This window comes from Desulfococcus sp. (assembly GCF_041737845.1).
GTDB lineage: Bacteria > Desulfobacterota > Desulfobacteria > Desulfobacterales > Desulfococcaceae > Desulfococcus.
On the sequence record NZ_JBGSQX010000119.1, the window covers coordinates 1 to 18,630 of the forward strand.

The following is an 18,630-nucleotide window of genomic DNA, read 5'->3' on the forward strand; positions in this document are numbered from 1 at the left end:
AGTCATAGCCGCCAAAGGCGCTGCGGTCGGCGCTCCTGCCGGCGCTTTGTTTGACCGACTGCTGCCGACTGCCCTGCTGCGCGCGGGCGGTGTCCCGCTGCTGGGGACGCTGTTTCTGCTGAAGGTTTTGCCGGTCCGCGGATTTCGCATCCCGCTGCGCACGGTCGCGGGTCTGCGCCCCGCCGTCCCGTTGCACGCTGTCGCGGGCCCTTGCCCCGCTGTCCCTTGCCAGGTCCTGGCGTCCGGTTTCAGCCCGTCCCCGGAAAGCCTCGCGGGACTTGGCGTTCTTCGACTCGCCTCGGTTGAACTTGTTCGCGGTGTTCTGGTCGCGGTAGGCCACGCCCTTGCGGTGGGAGGGGTTGTGGTTCCACTCGCCGCGGCCGCCGCCGCCCCGGGCAATGTCTCGGCTGTATCGATCGCGGTTGATGTTGCGGTTGATGTTGGTGTTGCGGTTGATATCGACATCGACGTTTCCGCCCCGCCAGTTGCACCCGCCCCAGGCATAGCCCCAGGCCGCCCCGACGGCGACGCCGACGCCGAAGGAGAAGAGGGCCGCGCCGGCCGCGTATCCCGGCGGGTAATAGGCGTAGGGCGGGTATGACGGGTACCACCACGATCCGTAGACCACTGTGGGGTTATAAGCGGGGACGTAGACGACCTGGGGGCTTGCGGACTCGATGACGATGGTCTGGGTCTCTTTCTGAACGATCACCTTCTGCTGCTCGGTGGTTTCGAGATTCCCCTGGGCCTGGGCCTTCTGCCGCAGGCTCTGGACCGTGTTCATGACGTCCTGCTGCTGGGCGAGGAATGCGTCCCCCAGCTTCTGGGTCCATTCCAGCTCCTGGCTCATCATGGCCAGCACATCGGGGAAGTTGACGAGGGACTTGACGCTGGGGTCCCAGTTCTTGCCTTCCAGGGCCGTCGTCAGGGCATCTCCCTTGAGCCCTGCGTTCTGCTTGGTCCACCGGTCGGCCTCGACCACCTCGAGGGGATAGGTGGAGGCCATGAAGATCTGGGCCAGGAGCGAATCCGGGTAGAGGGCGATGGGGGCAAGGACCTGGTCCAACTCCTCCTGCCTCAGGGGGGTAGCCCCGCCCTCGGTCTGGGCAAAGAGCCCCGGGGGAAACATCATCAGGCATGCCAGTGACAGGGCGATCGTTTGGATCAGCTTGGCACGTATCTTCATGGGCGTCCTCTCTTTCAGCGATGGATACCGTGAACCCGCGGAATACCGCGACGGTTTGAGGGTGCGTAGCATGGAAATCGGAATTTTTGCGGAAGTGTGAATGAACAGATCATAATTCCGGACGCATCCTTTTGCAATGGAAAAAGCTCATAATTGCGGGCCGCCGGCGGAGGTATCGAAAGGGGCTCGGTTCGGCCCCTGGACGGGGTGTCAAGGGCCACTCAACGAGCCGTGGGGGATGGGATATTGAAAATCTGAGGGCCATAGGTACAAGTACCTATATGAAAATAGGCAGATATACGGATTGAAATAAAAAATAATATAGCCTATAAGAAAAATTATATTTTGCCTGTGCCGCGGGCAACAGGTGTTGAAAAGGGCAAACCCGCCGAAAGGCGGGGACGCAAAGCTTCCGGTCCAAAAAACGACCAAGCTCACAGGGCAATAGAGCTCAGCGGAATTCCAGACTGGTGCAGAGATTTGCTCATTATCTCGTGCCGTCTATTGTTTCTACAATTCAATTCCCATTTCACCAAGAAACCTTGAAGGCTTTTTCGACCACCCGAATACTCGCGCGGAGAAGGTCATTGTCAGGCTTTCTTGGGCACGGGTGATGGCCACAAAGCAGTTCCGGCGTTCCTCCTGCATTTCAAGGGAATTGCCGCCTTTCTTGACAGCGGCCCAACTGGGTAGCTGATCCTCCACCAGACCCATGAGATAGACGTGTCCGAATTCCATCCCTTTTGAGGCGTGGATGGTGAAGCAGGGAACCGCTTCTGGCGGTTTTGGCGGTGTTTTGGATGTGAGGTCGAGTTCATGAAGCAACTGATGCAGGCTCACATCCTCCCCTTCGAATTTTTTGGTTATTTCAGCCAAAAGTATTTTCCAGACTTCGCGTTCCTCCTCGAATTCGTTGAAGGCGTTTTCATCCGGGCGCGATGATTGCTGACAGGCTTCCGCCCATTTCAGGAGTTTGTCCGCGAAGTCTCGGTAATTCAGCGAGTTCAAAAGCGGATTCATGCCGGTTTCGAGCAGCAGCCGCGTTTCTTCTTCCAGAGCGTCGCGGCGTTTCACCTCGTCAAGCCAGGAACGCAGCAAGTCCTTGCCGTCGGCGGATGCGCGGGAAAGCACTGGGGCCAGCTCGATGCTAATGCCTTCGAGTTCGTAAAACGCCTTGGAAAGCCGCGCGAGCGATTGCTTGTCTTCCGTTGCGTTCACCAGGCGAAGGATAGCGTGCAGCATCCTAAAGGGTGAGCTTTTGAATTCATCTTTGCGTGCGGCGTAATAGACTGGAACCCCGGCCGCTTCAAGTTTTCGTCCGGCCAGGTCCAGGAGCTTTTTCGTCCTGGCGAGAACGGAGCAGTCTTTCCGCTCTTCAGGATTCCTTTGCGATATGTCTTGCGCGATCCACCCGGCTTCCTCATCCACGGTGCTGAAATGGAACACTCGCACGACATCGCCGCTTTCACCCTGTTTGACCGCTTTCAACGGTTTTTTTCCGGCAGAACGGTTCAGGTTCTTTTCAATCAGGGCGTTGGCCAGTTCGATGACCAGCGGCGGGCATCGGTAGTTTTCCGGAAGCTGCAACTCGGAGACGCCGAAATCGTCCCGTAACGCCTGAATCCGTTTGGGACTCGCGCCGTTCCACTGGTAGATGATCTGATCGTCATCGGCCACGACAAAGAGCGTGGTTGGGTCTGGCTGGGCGATAAGCGAAAGAATCCGATATTGGGTGTGGTTGGTGTCCTGGAATTCATCGAGAAGAATATGCTTGTAAACCTTGCGGATATGCTTCACCAGGAAGGGGTATTGGGTAAGAAGGACGAGCGACTCCGCGATCAGGCTTGGGAAATCGAGGGCGTTTGTTTTGCGCAGCGCTTCCCGGTAGGCGGCGTAGACACGGGCCAGTGGAATGGCGTTCTCCACGTTCGCTTGCTTGAGCAGAACTTCCGCCCGATCCGCAGGAACGCATTGTTCGAGAAGCCGGGTGACCGCCGGGAGGAGCTGGGCGGCCTTGAAATGGCCGGGCAGGGAATACGCTAAATCCTTTCGGATTCTCCCGAGAACATCGTCCAGCAGGGCTTCCCGGTCGGCGTCGTTCGAGAGAATCTGGAAATCGGGGCGGAAGCTGAGATGGTTGCCATGCTGCTGGAGAAGCTCGGCGGCGTAGGAATGAAAGGTGGTAAGCCGAACCCGGCCAAGCTCACCGGGAGCCAGTTCCTCGACCCTTCCGCGCATCTCGGCGGCGGCCTTGTTGGTGAAAGTCAGCGCCAGAATCCGGAAATGCTGCCCGGCGGATTGTTCCAGAATCCGGGCGATACGGCAGGTCAGGACCCGTGTCTTGCCTGAACCGGGACCGGCCAGAACGAGAAGCGGCCCCTTGTCCCACAGCACCGCCTCACGCTGGTTTTCGTTCAGTGATGATAAATCGATCATGTTTTTCAACCTCCGGCCAGTTGAACAACACGGGCAATAATGTCCCGGATTGTCTGTGGGATGGAATTCGCTCCCCGTTGCCGAACCTCTGTCGCCAAGGCTTGGGCGAAGGCCGGTTTGCCGCCAGCTTGTTTGATTGCCGATTTGATCAGAGCCTTGGTTTTCTCCACATCACTATAGGCCTGATTGTTTGTTTGCGGAGGGATAATGGCCATAACATCTCCCACAAGTGTTTGGACGGCATCATCATTATAACCGACCAGCTTAACTGCCTTCTCGATCAGCGTTTTGGCTTTGTTTACGCTATTGGCTGTCTGAGTAGTAATCTGATTTAGGGTTTGAGGATCAACAATGCTCAACATGAAATCAGAGTATCCGTTATGCCAGAACTCATGCTCGATATCAGTATGGGCCAATGCCCGGGCACGGTCCGCGAGGCTTTCGCCTGTCCCAAGATGGTTGTTTGCTCGGTTCACATAATCGTTTCCGGCATGATCTCCGTCCGCCATCAAAAACCACTGAATGCCCAGCGCCTTGGCGAATTTTATAAGCGGTTCGCCCTTGTCGATGACTTGGCTTATTTCAAGTACGGAGAAGCTGACTTGATCCTGCGAGTGCCCCATCAATTCAAAAAGCAACGGCATGAGGTGGAAATCCGATTCGCCTTCCACTAACAGCCAGCAGCGGGAAAACAGATAATGGCCCCTGGCGAGACGTATGCTGTAGTCAATGGTCTGTAGCTCCCGATCCGAAAAGACGTCGCTTTTGACCTGGCCGACTTTTGTTTCCCCATTGCGCTTATATAAACGGCGCAGCGCCGTGACAGGAACCCGCGAGACCAGATCGCCGGAATGGCTTGTCACGAGAATCTGCCCGGTCATTTTTTCCAGAAACGAGCCAAGGGAGCGGATCGCAGAGGGGTGAAGGTGCGCCTCGGGTTCTTCCAGCGCCAGGATGGGGGTGGATTCCGGGGCGTAGGCTTCGGCCAGGTTGGTGGCGGTGAAGGCCTGGAAGAGCATGAGCACGGCGAGGCTCTGAGTCCCTTCGCCATGACGGTGCAGGGGAAGTTTCGCGCCGTAAGCCGATTTCAGATGCACCTGGATTTTACCGACCATGTCGAAGACTCGGGTCGGGATCGCTTCCAGCGCAACGGGATCGGCGGAATCCAGCGGGACGAGCCGCCCGGCGTCGGCGATCTTTTTCGTGACTTCGGTCAGCCCGGCATTCGCGCCGATGACCGATGTGTTGACCTCCCGGAGCATTTCCTCGATCTTTTCCCGCTGCTCGTCGGGAAGCTGGATGGATTTCAGGAAACCGCTCCAGAACTGGCCGCGCTGCCCGAATTCCTGGGACGCGTCGCGCAGCGCCGAAAGGAAAAAGAGTGGCACAAACCGGGAAATCAGATTGAGCGGAGTCGCGTTCTTGAGATTCAACTCCACGCCGCTATTATTCAGAAAGGCCCATTTGGTTTCAAACGATCCTGCACCTTGATTATATGCACCTTCTCCACGTAACCAGATGTGATAAAGACCGTTTACATCCAGTTGACTATCAGGCTCCATCTGCTGAATAACCTCTTCGGGCCATTCGTCCTGTTGCTCCTCGGCGAAATGCAAGGTGATCGAAATCGAATTGGCCGTTTGTGGCGTGGCGGCCGAGTCCTTCAGATGAAAGTCGTATTCCGTGAATTGACCGCCGCGCCGGACGCCGAAACCGCGCGTCAGAACCAGCCGGATAGCCTCCAGCACGGTTGACTTGCCGGTATTGTTCTCGCCGATAAGCACCGTCAAACCGCCAAGCGGCAGATGCAGTGAACGGATGCCGCGAAAGTTTTCTATTTTGATATCGGTCAGTTTCATGAGTTCGTTTTTCCTGTCATTTTGATACTGTATGCGGAATATTGATCATCATCAGTTTTCAGCATCTTTGAATTCAGTAATGATTTCCAGCGTTGATATGCCGAAAAAATGACGGGCGTTATGGGTCACGAGCGGCACACCATGCCGGACGGTACATGCCGCTATCCATGCATCATTGGGATCAATCGGCTTGCCATTACGTTTCCGCTCCGCGACAAGCCGACCGTAGCATCTGGCAATTTCATGGTCATAGGGTATTACGACGAAATTCCTCATGGTCGTTTCAAGTGCCTGACGTTTCTTTGCACCCCAGTTGGCATTCTCCGCGCCATAATACAACTCGCCTACCGTGATGAATGAAATGGCGAGCAGACGACCTTGGAGATGCGGCGTATAGACTTCGGCCAACGGCACGCCTTTCATCAGATAGGAAACGATGCAGGTGTCGAGAACAATTTTGGCGTCGTTCATGCCAAGCCTCCCTTGGCCATATGCGAATGCCGCAATTCGTCTATCGCTTCCTCGAACCCGTCATCGATTTCGCCCGGCCAAGTGCCCATGAGAGACCGTACATCGGTCAAAGGTTTGACATTCTGCGCCTGCGCCAGTTCCTCCAATGACGGCGATTCCCAGAAACTGCGGGATATCGGCGTCCCCTGCGGCAACAACTCGGTGGCTTCGTTTTCCTTGTCCTCCAAACGTTCTATGTCATGAATCTTGATGCTCGCGATTTTGCCGGTGACCGAGTCTTCCCTGGCCTCGCCCACGATGCGAACAAACTGCAGGATGTCCTCCAGCACCTCGTCCTTCTGCGCCTCGTCGAAAAGGCAGAGCACCGGCTCCCCGGCGGCGGGATGCACCCGGCAGCGGGTGCCGTGCTCCTTGAAGTCCGCCATGAGAAGCCGCCCCTCAATGGTGCGAATATTGGTCTGCGGCCCCTTGATACGTTCCTGAATCCGTGTGAAACCCTCCGGCGTGAAGTGTGTCGCGAGCGGTTGCTCCCGGTGGTTCAGCGTGAAGGCGATCTCTTTGACGCCCTGGCTGAAGAGAACTCCGGCGTCGCGCCAAGCCAGCAGCACCCCGACGTCGCAGCCGGGCGGCAGAGTATCGCCGGTCTTTTGCACATGATCCAGCCCGGCGAGAGCTTTTTCCAGGATTTCCTGGCCGAAATCCATCCCCGGCAGAGCCGTCTGGCCTCTCCGTCGATCGAATCCAAGCACCGCCGCGGGACTTCCCGAGGTGAGCAGCACCAAGTCAAATGCCAGTTCGTCCTTGATGTTGCCCGGCTGCCGCCCGCGCCGAACGCTTTCGGCCTCGCCCAGCAGCACCCGGCCCGTGCGCTGAAGCGCCTTGTTCATGTTGGTGAGAAAGCGCAGGAGGTGGGAAACCGGGATTTTTCCCGGCCCGACCGCCTCGCCGTCGAAACGTATTTTCAATAAGGGTTCCTGGTTGTTCATGGCCGTTCCTCCGATTTCTGAAGCAAGTACGAAATCACTGATGACGATAAGCCGACAATCAAGTGCGCCTCTGCCCGGCTGAGAATCCGCTCTTCACGACCGTGCCGCGCGTTTTCTGAGGCGTAGCCCCAAGCCTTTTTTACCGCTTCGTCAAGCGGTTTGGGCAACGGATTCTTTACCCCGGTGACAATTTCACCCAGCGTAGCCTTCGATTGGCCTGTCACGGTCCGAGATACGCATTCAAGCGCCGCCATGGCGTGATGAACCGCACCGGATAAATCGGGTTGCGGGCGGCGGGACAAATCATTTAGCGCTTCGGAGATTTCACTTTGCGCGGTCGGCATGTCCGCCTTGTTCAGTTCGCTTTTTGCCTCCTCTACAATCTTTTCATAATCATCTTCGCCGCGAGCTTGGATGCGGCTTTCAATCATTTTCCATCCGATTCCCATCTCTCTGAAACAATCGTTGAGTTCACATTCGAAAATATCTTTTCCCGGATGGAATGCCCTGCCCAGATATTGCGCCAAGGCTTCCGCGATGTCATAGACTCGAAACCATTCGCAATCATAGACAAGTTGCTGAACTTCATTCCAAATGTTTGGATATTCGGCCCAATTGGAAGGGTCGGGGCGCTCATGTAAAACCCCGCAGACAATATCGCGCAGTTTTGACGGCGATAGATTGCATGAAATTTTTGCGGTATTCAGAAGGGCGGCGCGGAATCTTTCCGGTGCATCGTGCCAAATCTTAATCGCTGGAATGTCCGGCCCAAATCCATGTCTTTTGGAAAAAGGGTGACGAATGTCATCATTAAAATTCATGGTTACAATTCTCCTCGGAAGGCCTGGGCCAGCAGGGCGGGCATGAGGGCTTCGAGAGAGGCCGCCGTTTGCTGGTGGATGGTTCTGGCGCGCTGGATTCGCCGGATCAGCTCGCCGAACTCCCGTTGCCGGTCGATTGGCGGAAGCGGAACTTCGATGGCTTCCAGTTTCTTGATGCCAAGGGTCTTGTTGCGGCCCGCCGCGCCGGGCGAGGCCGCGCGGATGTCTGCCAGACCTTTCTGGGAGAGAAACCACCAGCAGAGAAATTGTGCGGTGGCGCGTTCCGGGTCGGGCACGCAGGAAATAAAGCGGTGCGAGCCGAAACGGCCTTTGTTCTCAGGCTTGACAACCGCAATGGCTCCTTCCCACGAGAAGACATTGGAAAAGAGCAGGTCGCCGGGCATGATTTGGAATATCCGCTTGTTGCCCAGTTCGGAACCCTTGATGGGATCTTTGTGGAATGTGCCTTTACCGAAGGAACGGATGCCCAGTTCGGGATACCAGACGGCCGGGTCGATTGCCACCGGACGGCGGACAACCGGCGCGGCCTCGGCCATGGGAGCGCGGGGCGGGTCCTTGGCGAGCTCCTCGACCCGGCAGAGCAGCAGCGCGGTTTGCTCTTCCTCGATCTGCCCGGCCAGCCTTTTCGCTTCCTCCGCACGGGCGGCGACCTTGTCCAGTTTGGCCACAATCTGGCGTTGTTCGGGTAATGGGGGGAGCGGCACTCGGAATCCCAAAAGCTCCGCCTCCTTCAGGCGCTTTCTATTCGTGACCCCTTTGCTCGGTGCCGCGCACATCTCTTCAAACCAAGAGGTCTTCGTGATGTACTCAAAATAATAGGGTTCGACTTGGGCAAGGTTGAAATCAAATGTCGGAAAATCACCCGTGATAACGGCTCCGTCCAGTTCATCAGGGACCACACCCATGGCACCATGCCGGGCGTCGATACGCGAATAAATGAAGCGACCTGCCCTGGCTATGAATTGGTTTTTCGTCTTTATCGCCTTCCCAAGCACCGATTGCCGGAGACGGACTCCACGGCCGTGCATTGACACCGTAATTTGATTGTAAAGCCCGTCATCCCAAATCTCAACGGCTTCGCGGGCGGGTATCAGGAAGTCTCCAATCGGCATTTCCTGCCAGCTCGCCTTCATTCCTCATCCTCCCATCCGTTTCCCTTGGGCGCGAGAAGCTCCTGAATCTCCTCCATGATTTCGAGAATACGCTGTTCCTTGCCGGCGATGTCGGCGGCGATGGCCGCCGGGCTGCGGTGCTCCACGGCGGCTTTGGCGTTGGGGTTGGCGGCGGAGAGGTCGTAGTTGCGCTCGACGATTTCCTCCACCGGCACGAGCCAGGACCGCTCCGAGCCGGCGCGGGACCTGGCCTTCTCCAAGCAGTCGGGCAGGTCGTTTTCCGGCATGGGCCGCTGGGTCTTGGTCAGGGAAAAGCCCACGGCCTGGGCGTCGTAGTACCAGATTTCCTTGGTTCCGACCGGGTTGCCCGCCTGGTCCAGCTCGCGGTTGAAGAACAGCAGGTTGGTCTTCGGTCCGGTGCCGGTGGCCACGGCGTTGGCGAAGACCCCGGCGGGCAGACTGACAATGGCCCAGAGGTTGAACTGTTCGAGCAACTCCTTCTTGGTCTGCACGTAAGAATTTTCGGTGGCCTTGAAGAGCACGCCCTCGTCTATGACCATGCCCACCCGGCCGCCGCGCCGCACCTTTTTCATGATGTGTTGCAAAAAGGTGATGGAGGTGGCCTTGGACGGGTACGGAAAGTTGGCGGTGACGCTCCCGTGCTCGGTTCCGCCGAAGGGCGGATTGGTGAGGATCACGTCGAAACGGTTCTTTTCGGTGAACTTGCGCACGTCGTCGCCCAGGGTGTTGCGCCGGGTGAGGTTCGAGGAAAAGACGCCGTGCAGGATCATGTTCATGCAGCCCATCAGGTACGGCAGGGCCTTTTTCTCTTGGCCGTAAAAGGTCGCCTCCTGAAGCCGCTTGTCGTCCCTGGGCAGGATGCGGTCGCCTAAGGCGGTCCGCATGTGGTGGTGGGCCTCGACCAGGAAGCCCGCCGAGCCCATGGCCGGATCGTAAACCGTCTCGCCCAGTTTCGGGTTCACTAGTTGGACAATGAACTCGATGACCGGCCGGGGGGTGTAGAATTCGCCGCCGAACCCGCCCTCGCGGCCGAGCTTGGCGAGCAGGGATTCGTAAAGGTGGGACAGGGTATGCACGTCCTCGGCGGTGTCGAATTGTACTTCCTGAATGGCGTCGATGGCGTCGCGCAGGATGGCACCGTCCTTCAGCATCTTGGATGGCGCGTCGGCGAACACGCCCCGGATGACCGAGCGGGCGCTGTTGCCTTTGAGGTCACGTAGGTAGGGAAAAAGATCGTCGCTCAGAAAGGCGATGAGGTCCCGGCCGGTAAGCCGCCGATTGGGATCAGTCCAGGCCGACCACTGGTATTTGGCGGCGAGCACCGGCTGGTATTCCCGGCCCTCGTACTCGGCCTCGGCCCGCTGTTTTTCCTCCAGCTCCTCGAAACACTTGAGGAACAGGAGCCAGGAGATTTGTTCGACGTAATCGAGCAGGCTGTTGGTGTTGTCGTCCTGCCGGAGAATCTTGCAGGCCTTCCAGAACTGGGTGTTGAGGGTTTCGCGTGACATTTATGCGGCTTCTTCCATGTAGATGAGAGTTGTCAGTTTGTCGATGGCGGCGCGCAGCTCGGGCATGCCGCCGAAGGCCAGCGCCACCCGGCGCACGTCGCTGTTGAAGGGGCTGAGGCCGAAAATGGCCGGGTTGTCGGCCTCCTCGATGCCGGCGAAACGGTATTTCTCCATCAGACCGAGGAGCACGGCGCGGGCCTCCTCGTCAAAGGATTCGAAAAATTCCTTGTGCAGGTTGAACAGGGCGTTGGCCCGCTCCTCGCAACTGTGCAGGTTCGCGCCAAAGGCGACATGGGCCAGCAGGTCGTAGGAGTCGGCGTCGGGCTGCTGGAGGATCTCGCGGAGAATGTCGAGGTGAACCATCCTTTCTCCCAGCGTTTCCAGAAGACCGGAGCGACGCTGTTTGCTCATCCAGGCGGTTTGCAGCTCGACCATGGAATGACAGGCGGCGAAAATCTCCTCCCGTACCTTTTTCAGGTAATCCTCCGGGGTGACGAGGTTGCCGTCGGCGTCGCGCTCCTCGTAAGCTTCATCCACCATTTGCACGTTCAGCCCGGTAATTTTGATCTTGGCTTTGGGCGTCTCCTTTTTCAGCTTGAGGCCGATGTCCAGCGTGACCGCCGCTGCCGGATCGGTGGTGAGCGTCATCTGGGCGCGGTTGTGGTCTGTCGCGGTAACGACCAGAACAACCTTGCCCTTGCCGATGCCGGAAAAGGAAAACTGGCCGTCCGGCCCGGTGAGCTGGTCGAGCACCTCGTTCGGTCCGGTCTGAAGGCAGACATGGGCGGCGTGAATGGGCTTGCCATCCTTTTCGCTCATCACCCGGCCGCCGACCACGCTGGTGAAGGGCGCTGCCGTGCCAGCTCCGCCCTCGGGCGTTTCGCCGGGTTTGTCCCAATCGTCGAAGAGGCGGGAGGAGTTGGTGTAGTCGATGACCCGGAACCAGAACTTGTCGGTGTCGGCGCAGAGCCGCGAGCCGCGCCCGACGATCTGCTTGAAGGTGACCACCGAGGAAAGCTGCTTCATGAATACAACATTGCGGACGCTGGGCGCGTCCACCCCGGTGGAGAGCAGATCGACGGTGGTGGCGATAACGGGTACCTGCTTTTCCGTATCCTGGAAGCGTTCGAGCAGTGCCTTGCCGGTCGTGCCTTCCTCGGAGACGATGCGCACGGCGTATTCCGGCACGTTCAGGTCTGCGTTGAGCCGGTTCAGTTCTTCCGTGACTTGCAAGGCGTGATCCATGTTGACGCAGAAGACCATGGTCTTTTCCATGCGGCCGAAACGGCGCATGAGCTTGTCCATGTGGGCGCAGAGCTTCTTCACGTGGTCGGGCATGGTGATCTTACGTTCGAAGTCCGGCATGTCGTAGCGGTCCTGCGGGTCGGCTTCCGCTGGAACTTCTAACATGGCGCCCTGGGCGGTCACTTCTTCTATGACCAGGCCGTCCTTGGTGAAGTTGGTGACGGAGCGGTGCACCTTGTAGGTGGCGAGAAAGCCATCGTCAATGCCCTGGCCCAGGGAATAGGTGAAGACCGGATCGCCAAAATATTTGTAGGTGTCGATATTCTCGGTGCGCTTGGGCGTGGCGGTCATGCCGAGCTGCACGGCGCAGTAGAAATGCTTGAGGATGGCGTTCCAGGTGCCGAAACCGGAGCGGTGGCACTCGTCGATGACTATGAGGTCGAAGAAATCCCTTGGGTATTGGTGAAACAGGCGCTTACCGTCCGTGCCGGAAAACATGGCCTGGTAAATGCTGAAATAGATGGAGCGGTTTTTCGGGGCCTTGCCCTCGGCGATGATGTCGCGCTCGTTCTCGAAAGGCTCGAAGGTGTTATAGGCCTGGTCGCGCAGAACATTGCGATCGGCGAGAAAGAGAACGCGCGGGTGGCGGTCCTGGCCGGTTGCATTCCACTTGGATTGGAAAAGTTTCCAGACGGTCTGAAAGGCAATGACCGTCTTGCCGGTGCCGGTGGCCAGGTTGATGAGCACGTGCTTGTGGCCGTTCAGAATCGCCTCGATGGTTCGGTTGATGGCGACTTCCTGATAGTAGCGGGGCGTCTTGCCGCCCTTGGCGCAATACGGCGCGAGCAGCGGATTGGCTGGCCGGGCGGCGTCAATGGCCTTGAAATCACACAGCCTCCGCCAGAGGTCATCAGGTGTTGGATAGGCGTCAAGGCTTCCCTGGGTGTTGGTGGTGAAATCCCATTCCTCGATGCCATGGCCGTTGGTGGAATAGGCAAAGAAAAGGCCGAGTATCCGGGCGTAATCCTTAGCCTGCTGGAGACCCGCGCCGGGTTCAAGGTCTTCGGCCTTGGCCTCGACCACGGCAATGGGAAAGGATTCCTCGTAGCGTAGGAGGTAGTCGGCCTTTTTTCCTTTCTGGCGCTTGTGTCCGTCGCCTACCAGGAGAATCTGGCCGTCGGTGAAATAATGCTGTTCGGTCATCCGCCAGACCGGGTTATCCCATCCTGATTTTTGCAGCGCGGGGGTAACAAGTACACGGCAAGTATCTGCTTCGTTCATAAGAATGGCGTTCTTTTTTGTGAAACGAATAAAAATGCAAGGTTTGATCTTAACCTTCAGCAAAATCAGTTTGCTATGAGTTATCTTTTTGCCTACAATCAGAATCGAACCTTATACCTTTTTAGTTTAGTTATGCAAATCGATTTTGAAATCAATATTCCCATTTGCAGTGTGCTTATTTTTCTCAGCAAGGCTATTTAAATTTTTAAGCTAATTTTTTATCCAGCTCCTATTGATGGCTTTCTTTAGACCGGAAATCAAAATGAAAAATATGATAAAGAATTAGGGACTGTATGAAGTGAGTGGATAAGGTAAGGAGAGTATTGTTTAGGTTGTTAGCCGCTGACTATCTACCTATTTTTCCTTTAAATAAATGGATGGTTTGCAGTAACATTCCGAATCAAAAAGGATGAAGGCTATGATGCCCACCCTGTTCATATCCCACGGCCCGCCTGCCGTCGCCCTGATGGAAAACAGCACGGCGGCCTTCCTGAGATCCCTGAGCGAACATTTGCCCTGGCCCGAGGCGATCGTCTGCGCATCCGCCCATTGGGAGGCGTGGCGGCCCATGGTGACGTCCGCTGCCGCGCCCGCCACCATTTATGATTTCGGCGGGCCGTCGCAGTTGTTCCAGCTCCGGTACCCCGCGCCGGGGTCGCCGGATCTCGCGGGCGAAATCCTGGCCCTGCTCGCCAAAAACGGCATCGAGGGCGCGGCGGACCCGGACCGGGGGCTGGACCACGGCGCCTGGATCCCGCTCATGATGGCCTTTCCCGAGGCCGATATCCCCGTGATCCAGGTCTCGATCCAGACGGAAAGGGACGCGGCATGGCACTGCCGTTTCGGCGAGGCGATGGCGCCGCTTCGGGAGAAGGGGGTGCTGGTTATGGGCTCCGGCGGGGCCGTCCACAACCTGGAGGAGATCGGCGGATATGCCTTGGACGCGCCGCCGCCGGACTATGTTTTACGGTTCGACGAATGGCTGGCAGGCGCCGCGGCCGGCGGGGAGGTCGACGTCCTCCTGGACTACAGGAATCACGCCCCCGAGCCCGATCGGTGCCATCCCTGGCCGGCCGAGCATTTCCTGCCTTTTTTCGTCGCAATGGGCGCGGGCCGGGGTGTCCGGGCCCGCTGCATCCACCAAGGGTTCATGTACGGCACCCTCTCCATGGCGGCCTACATCTGGGAATAGGGGGACCGGGCAGAGGATCTCCCTGGAAAGCAGCCAAACCGTTGACCGGCGGCCGGCATCGACACCGAAGCTGCGAAGCCTGCGGGGCTGTTACGACTCCCCCTCCCGAATATCGATCGGCGTCAGGTCCATGTCCGCAGGCGGGACGGCCCGGGGGATCGTCATATTCTCGAAAAACAGCTCGATCTCCCGCTCGCGGCGCGTCTTGAGGCCGGGGAACTCCCTGCCGCCCGCTTTGACCCAGCGGCGCAGTTGGAAGGGCACCTCTCCGAAAGCCTTCCGGTTGACGACCTTGCGCAGGGTGGAACTCCGGAAGTTGCCGCCGCCCACGTTGTAGACAAAATCGCACAGGGCTGCGTACTGGCCGTCGGTCAGTTCGACATCCACCGCCGTCAGCACCACCGTCTCCGCCGTTTCCATGTCATCCCGCAGAAGATCGGCCCCTTCGGGCTCGGTCACGCCGTCGAGAAAGTGACTGGGCTCGCTGCCGTCGCAGGGTGCGAGCTTCACCAGGTGGCCGTAGGCGATGGTGCAGTATCGAGCGGCGTCATTGTAAAGATGGTTTCTAAAGCCTTCCGAATCCTTGGTGAGCTTCAGGCCCTTCTCGTAGATGCCGCGAAGCTCGACGCCGGGGGGCAAGACCGCCCGCTCCTCCTCCAGAAATATCCCGGCGGTGATCTTGTCCACCGAGAGGTAAACGGGGCTTCCGATGTTGCGACACGCCCAGATCAGGGCAACGGCCGCGGCAATCACACTCAAGGTTATATAAGGCAGACGTTTCATGGTGCGGATCCTCCTGATGTTGGGGTTGGATGATCGCGTGACGAATTTTCATGCCGTTTCTATCCGCGTCGATGACGCGACAGGCAAACAAGGCGGGAGCAATATGAAATGAATATAATTTTGCGGCGGGCGGTTGTCTACAGCGAAAGAGTGATCATATTTCTGGGTATTCAATATGAGATCATAGGCGTTTCGTGTGGCCTCTTGTTGGACAATTCGTCTCTTATATTAAATCAACAACATGCTTCATAAATCGCGGCCCGGCCCGTCTCCATCCGACGCTCCTTTCTCAAGCGCTTTTCAGGCTTCAACCGGGTTCGCGGCGGCAGTTCGATTCCAACTGATTTCTGAAAAACCATTCAACCGTCTCGAATATCCAACCGCGTCAGGCCCGTCTGATCTTCGTGTTCCCTGACGCTCGCGCCAAAGAGGCCGGTATGATCGAAGGTGTGGACGAAAAGCTGGTGGAATGGGTCGGGGGCCTCCTGGGCGACGTCGAGATCTCGCTGGGCGCGCCGGAGGAGAAGAGCGCAGACGCCGTCGGAATCTACCTGATGGACATCCTTCCCTCGTCGCCGGCCCACGTCACCCGCAGGGCACCGCTTCAGGTGATGCTGCGCTACCTCTTCACCGCCTGGGCCGAAAAGCCCCGCGATGCCCATAATATGCTGAGTACGCTGCTCTTCGCGGCCATGGAACATCCCGAATACGAGGTGGACCTGGAAGAGGTGCCTGCCCAGGTCTGGCGCGCCTTCGGCGTCCGGCCCCGGCCGTCGTTCAAGATCCGCCTCCCGCTCCGGGTCGAGCGGACGGACCGGACGGCCCACAGGGTCGGCGGCCCCATCGAGCTTCGCCGGGCGCCGCTTTCCGGGATGCAGGGGGTTGTGACGGGGCCGGGGGGGATTCCCATCGCCAATGCGCAGGTGGCGCTTCCGGCCTGCAGGCTTGCCGTGGTCACGGATTCGCGGGGCCGGTTCGCCTTCGATGCGGTGCCCGCGCTCTCTTCGGCCATGCAGGTGCGCGTGCTCGCCCGGGGCCGGGAAATGGTGAGGCCCGTCGAACAGAAAGAGATGAATGCAGGAGAGTTGATGATCCATTTTGATCCATTTGAGCCATAGGAGGTGGTCATGCCGACCTATATGACACCCGGCATCTACATCGAGGAGATTTCCACAGGTGCCAAGCCGATCATGCCCGTGGGCACCAGCACCGCAGCCTTCATCGGGGAGGCGCCCGATGCCGATGCCTACCTGAACGAACCCGTCGCCGTCAACAACCCGTCGGAGTTTGTCCGGAAATTCATTCGGGAGGACAGCCCCGGCACCGACCTGGCCAGGGCCGTGTTCGGATTTTTCGCCAACGGCGGGTCGCGATGCTACGTCCTGAATGTCGGCAAGGGCAATCCCATCGCAGGGGACGCGCGGCGGCGGGAAGGCATCGCGGCGCTCGAAACTGTCGATGAAGCCAAGATCATCGCGGCGCCCGGATTCTCGGATCCCCTTTCCTACGAGGCCCTCATCTCCCATTGCGAAAAGATGGGGGACCGCTTCGCCATCCTCGACGCCCCGGCGGAGGTCGACGACATCGACCGCCTGAAAAAGGTCGGGACGCCCGAAACCGGCGCGGGCGGCGGCGCGCCCGGGGGCCGTCCGGGATTGCGGGCCCGCGAAACCCATTGCGCGGCCTATTATTTCCCGTGGATCTATGCACCCGACCCCTTCGACCCCAAAAAGATCGTCCGGACCCCGCCCTCCGGCCATGTCGCGGGCATTTACGCCCGAACCGACGCAAGGCGCGGGGTTCATAAGGCCCCGGCCAACGAGCCGGTGCGCGGCGCCCTGGACCTCAGCTACAAGGTCACCCGGGAGGAGCAGGGCGAACTCAACCGGGCCGGGGTCAACTGCATCCGCTTCTTTCCCGATGCGGGCATCCGCGTCTGGGGGGCCCGGACCCTGGCCGGCGAGTCGAGCGAGTGGCGCTACATCAACGTCCGGCGCCTGTTCAACATGATCGAGGAGTCCATCGGCGCCGGCACGCGGTGGGTGGTCTTCGAACCCAATGACCCGCGGACCTGGAAAACCATCGAGAGGGACGTTCGGGCGTTCCTGACCATCGTGTGGCGGGACGGCGCGCTGAAGGGGGACACGCCCGAGAAGGCCTTTTTCGTGAAATGCGACGGGGAGACCAATCCCACTGAGATCATTGACGCCGGGAGGCTGGTCACGGAGATCGGCATCGCCCCGGTCAAGCCGGCGGAGTTCATCATCTTCCGCATCGGCCAGTGGATTGGCGGCCCCGAAACCGAGGCGGAGGGGGCCGGAGGCGCCAAAACCGAAGGTGAAGGAGGCTGATCATGCCAGAACTGGAGATATACCGGTCCTATAATTTCGTGTTGGATATCCAGAACGTGACGGTGGGGTACTTTACCGAGGTGAGCGGGCTGAGCGTCTCGGTCGAGGCCATCTCCTACCGGGAAGGCGGCGGAGCGGCGGCGGTGCGGAAACTGCCGGGGAGGGTAGAATACGGCGACGTGACCCTCAAATGGGGGATGAGCGAGTCCACGGAGCTGTGGACCTGGCTGATGAACGTGGCCGCCGGAAACGTCGAGCGGAAGGAGGTCTCCATCATCCTGCTCAAGCCCGACGGGCAGCAGGAGAACACCCGGTGGAACCTCCACCAGACCTGGCCCAGGGCATGGCGCGGCGCCCGGCTGGACGCCCTCGGGCACGAGGTCGCCTATGAGGCCCTGACCCTGGTTCATGAAGGGATCGAGCGGGCATGACGGGGGATCGTTTCAGAAAACTGCTGCTGGGCGCGGCCCTTGCCGCGGAACGCCGGCTGCGCAGGGTGATCCTGCGGCTCTCCGAAACGGCTCCCGCACAGGCCCCGGAGGCCGGAAACGGTCTCGCCGAACCCCCTGCACCGGAGCCGTCACGGGCCAAAGGCCAGGGCGGGCCGCCGAAGCACTGGCTCGACCGGGTCCGGAAGCACGCCCCCGAGCTGCTTCAGCCCGCGGCCCCGAGGTATTTTTCCCATGATCATGATTCGGTGGGGCCGATGGACGCTCCAATGTCGCCGGAAGGGTCTATCCGTGGGATACCGGCGCCGCCCGTGCAGGGGGCGAATAGGGTTGTGCGGGGAGGGGACCGAAAAGATCGCGAGTCGTCGTCGCCGGGAGGGTATTTCGGCGCCCCCCCAAGAAGCAGGCCAGTGATCGAAGGAGGGGCCGGGCAGAGCCCACCGACTGCAACCCCGGAGACATCTTGGCGGAGACATCCGGACGACGAAGCCTCTGAAGGCGAATCCTCCGGGAAGGGAATCCGGGGGAGGGGATCCCAAGCCGAGGCCGAAGCAGGGATGCAACCCTTGGCCATGCGCCCGTTCCCCGGGCGGGTTCCATCGACGGGGGAGGCCGGTCCGTCAGCCGGAAAAAACCGCGGCATGGCCCGCGGCCCGGAGGCGGTGCCGGGCCGGGAAGCGGCGTCCGTTTCGAGAAGACAGCCCAGGGTCGACGGGGAGTCCACGGCGGATGAGACGGGTGCTTCGGATTCAGTCCGGTCGAGGGAGAGCGCGAACGTCGCCGGGATCGCATCCGCGCAGCAGCCGACCGGCGGCGGACACGCGGAGCGGGCGACGGGGAACATCGACTTACCGGCGGTTTCGCCAAACCGGCGGGATTCCGGCAGCGGCGATGCCGTGGACGATGCC

15 protein-coding genes and 1 riboswitch are annotated in these 18,630 nt (G+C 59.3%); of the genes, 5 read left to right on the forward strand and 10 right to left on the reverse strand.

Annotated elements, in window-relative coordinates; translation table 11 throughout:
- The 9 genes from ACEW8N_RS14210 to hsdR form a co-directional block, all read right to left on the reverse strand.
- Positions 1–1,186, reverse strand: a 1,186-nt coding sequence (locus ACEW8N_RS14210; RefSeq protein ID WP_373500494.1) for a DUF3300 domain-containing protein, incomplete at its 3' end; no start/stop codon positions are given.
- Positions 1,187–1,554: 368 nt separating this feature from the next.
- Positions 1,555–1,654: riboswitch (cyclic di-GMP riboswitch) on the forward strand.
- 42 nt (positions 1,655–1,696) lie between these two features.
- Complete coding sequence (locus ACEW8N_RS14215; RefSeq protein ID WP_373500495.1) at positions 1,697–3,622, reverse strand: ATP-dependent helicase; 1,926 nt, start codon at positions 3,620–3,622, stop codon at positions 1,697–1,699.
- 5 nt (positions 3,623–3,627) lie between these two features.
- The gene (locus ACEW8N_RS14220; RefSeq protein WP_373500496.1) at positions 3,628–5,481 is read right to left on the reverse strand and encodes an ATP-dependent endonuclease; all 1,854 of its coding nucleotides are present in this window, start codon (positions 5,479–5,481) and stop codon (positions 3,628–3,630) included.
- 51 nt (positions 5,482–5,532) lie between these two features.
- Complete coding sequence (locus ACEW8N_RS14225) at positions 5,533–5,952, reverse strand: type II toxin-antitoxin system VapC family toxin (protein WP_373500497.1); 420 nt, start codon at positions 5,950–5,952, stop codon at positions 5,533–5,535.
- Positions 5,949–6,938, reverse strand: coding sequence for a hypothetical protein (locus ACEW8N_RS14230; protein WP_373500498.1), 990 nt, complete (start codon positions 6,936–6,938; stop codon positions 5,949–5,951). Before ACEW8N_RS14230 ends, ACEW8N_RS14225 begins: the two co-directional genes overlap by 4 nt.
- Positions 6,935–7,759: an AbiJ-NTD4 domain-containing protein gene (locus ACEW8N_RS14235; RefSeq protein WP_373500499.1), complete on the reverse strand. Its 825-nt coding sequence runs from the start codon at positions 7,757–7,759 to the stop codon at positions 6,935–6,937. Before ACEW8N_RS14235 ends, ACEW8N_RS14230 begins: the two co-directional genes overlap by 4 nt.
- 2 nt (positions 7,760–7,761) lie before the next feature.
- Positions 7,762–8,913 (reverse strand): restriction endonuclease subunit S, encoded by a 1,152-nt coding sequence (locus tag ACEW8N_RS14240; protein ID WP_373500500.1) that lies wholly within the window; start codon positions 8,911–8,913, stop codon positions 7,762–7,764.
- Positions 8,910–10,421 (reverse strand): N-6 DNA methylase, encoded by a 1,512-nt coding sequence (locus ACEW8N_RS14245; protein ID WP_373500501.1) that lies wholly within the window; start codon positions 10,419–10,421, stop codon positions 8,910–8,912. Before ACEW8N_RS14245 ends, ACEW8N_RS14240 begins: the two co-directional genes overlap by 4 nt.
- Positions 10,422–12,947 (reverse strand): EcoAI/FtnUII family type I restriction enzme subunit R, encoded by a 2,526-nt coding sequence (gene hsdR, locus ACEW8N_RS14250; RefSeq protein ID WP_373500502.1) that lies wholly within the window; start codon positions 12,945–12,947, stop codon positions 10,422–10,424. It abuts the gene before it with no gap.
- Positions 12,948–13,365: 418 nt separating this feature from the next.
- Here hsdR and ACEW8N_RS14255 point away from each other — a divergent pair, with 418 nt between their 5' ends.
- Positions 13,366–14,139, forward strand: a complete 774-nt coding sequence (locus ACEW8N_RS14255; protein WP_373500503.1) for a class III extradiol ring-cleavage dioxygenase — start codon at positions 13,366–13,368, stop codon at positions 14,137–14,139.
- 90 nt (positions 14,140–14,229) lie between these two features.
- Here ACEW8N_RS14255 and ACEW8N_RS14260 read toward each other — a convergent pair whose 3' ends face one another.
- Positions 14,230–14,922 carry a lysozyme gene (locus tag ACEW8N_RS14260; protein ID WP_373500504.1) on the reverse strand — a complete coding sequence of 231 codons (693 nt, stop codon included), beginning with the start codon at positions 14,920–14,922 and terminating at the stop codon, positions 14,230–14,232.
- Positions 14,923–15,359: 437 nt separating this feature from the next.
- Here ACEW8N_RS14260 and ACEW8N_RS14265 point away from each other — a divergent pair, with 437 nt between their 5' ends.
- The 4 genes from ACEW8N_RS14265 to ACEW8N_RS14280 form a co-directional block, all read left to right on the forward strand.
- Complete coding sequence (locus ACEW8N_RS14265; RefSeq protein ID WP_373500505.1) at positions 15,360–16,040, forward strand: hypothetical protein; 681 nt, start codon at positions 15,360–15,362, stop codon at positions 16,038–16,040.
- Between the two features lie 9 nt (positions 16,041–16,049).
- A complete protein-coding gene (locus ACEW8N_RS14270) occupies positions 16,050–17,273 on the forward strand; it encodes a phage tail sheath family protein (protein WP_373500506.1) in 1,224 nt (407 codons plus the stop codon).
- Between the two features lie 2 nt (positions 17,274–17,275).
- Entirely contained in the window at positions 17,276–17,704 is a 429-nt protein-coding gene (locus tag ACEW8N_RS14275) for a phage tail protein (RefSeq protein ID WP_373500507.1), read from the forward strand.
- Between the two features lie 659 nt (positions 17,705–18,363).
- Positions 18,364–18,630: hypothetical protein (locus ACEW8N_RS14280; RefSeq protein ID WP_373500508.1), on the forward strand; the 267-nt coding region annotated here is incomplete at its 3' end.

Coding starts and splice junctions, on each gene's coding strand:
- ACEW8N_RS14215 (WP_373500495.1), bottom strand. CDS start 3,622: ATGATCGATTTATCATCACTGAACGAAAACCAGCGTGAGGCGGTGCTG.
- ACEW8N_RS14220 (WP_373500496.1), bottom strand. CDS start 5,481: ATGAAACTGACCGATATCAAAATAGAAAACTTTCGCGGCATCCGTTCA.
- ACEW8N_RS14225 (WP_373500497.1), bottom strand. CDS start 5,952: ATGAACGACGCCAAAATTGTTCTCGACACCTGCATCGTTTCCTATCTG.
- ACEW8N_RS14230 (WP_373500498.1), bottom strand. CDS start 6,938: ATGAACAACCAGGAACCCTTATTGAAAATACGTTTCGACGGCGAGGCG.
- ACEW8N_RS14235 (WP_373500499.1), bottom strand. CDS start 7,759: ATGAATTTTAATGATGACATTCGTCACCCTTTTTCCAAAAGACATGGA.
- ACEW8N_RS14240 (WP_373500500.1), bottom strand. CDS start 8,913: ATGAAGGCGAGCTGGCAGGAAATGCCGATTGGAGACTTCCTGATACCC.
- ACEW8N_RS14245 (WP_373500501.1), bottom strand. CDS start 10,421: ATGTCACGCGAAACCCTCAACACCCAGTTCTGGAAGGCCTGCAAGATT.
- hsdR (WP_373500502.1), bottom strand. CDS start 12,947: ATGAACGAAGCAGATACTTGCCGTGTACTTGTTACCCCCGCGCTGCAA.
- ACEW8N_RS14255 (WP_373500503.1), top strand. CDS start 13,366: ATGATGCCCACCCTGTTCATATCCCACGGCCCGCCTGCCGTCGCCCTG.
- ACEW8N_RS14260 (WP_373500504.1), bottom strand. CDS start 14,922: ATGAAACGTCTGCCTTATATAACCTTGAGTGTGATTGCCGCGGCCGTT.
- ACEW8N_RS14265 (WP_373500505.1), top strand. CDS start 15,360: ATGATCGAAGGTGTGGACGAAAAGCTGGTGGAATGGGTCGGGGGCCTC.
- ACEW8N_RS14270 (WP_373500506.1), top strand. CDS start 16,050: ATGCCGACCTATATGACACCCGGCATCTACATCGAGGAGATTTCCACA.
- ACEW8N_RS14275 (WP_373500507.1), top strand. CDS start 17,276: ATGCCAGAACTGGAGATATACCGGTCCTATAATTTCGTGTTGGATATC.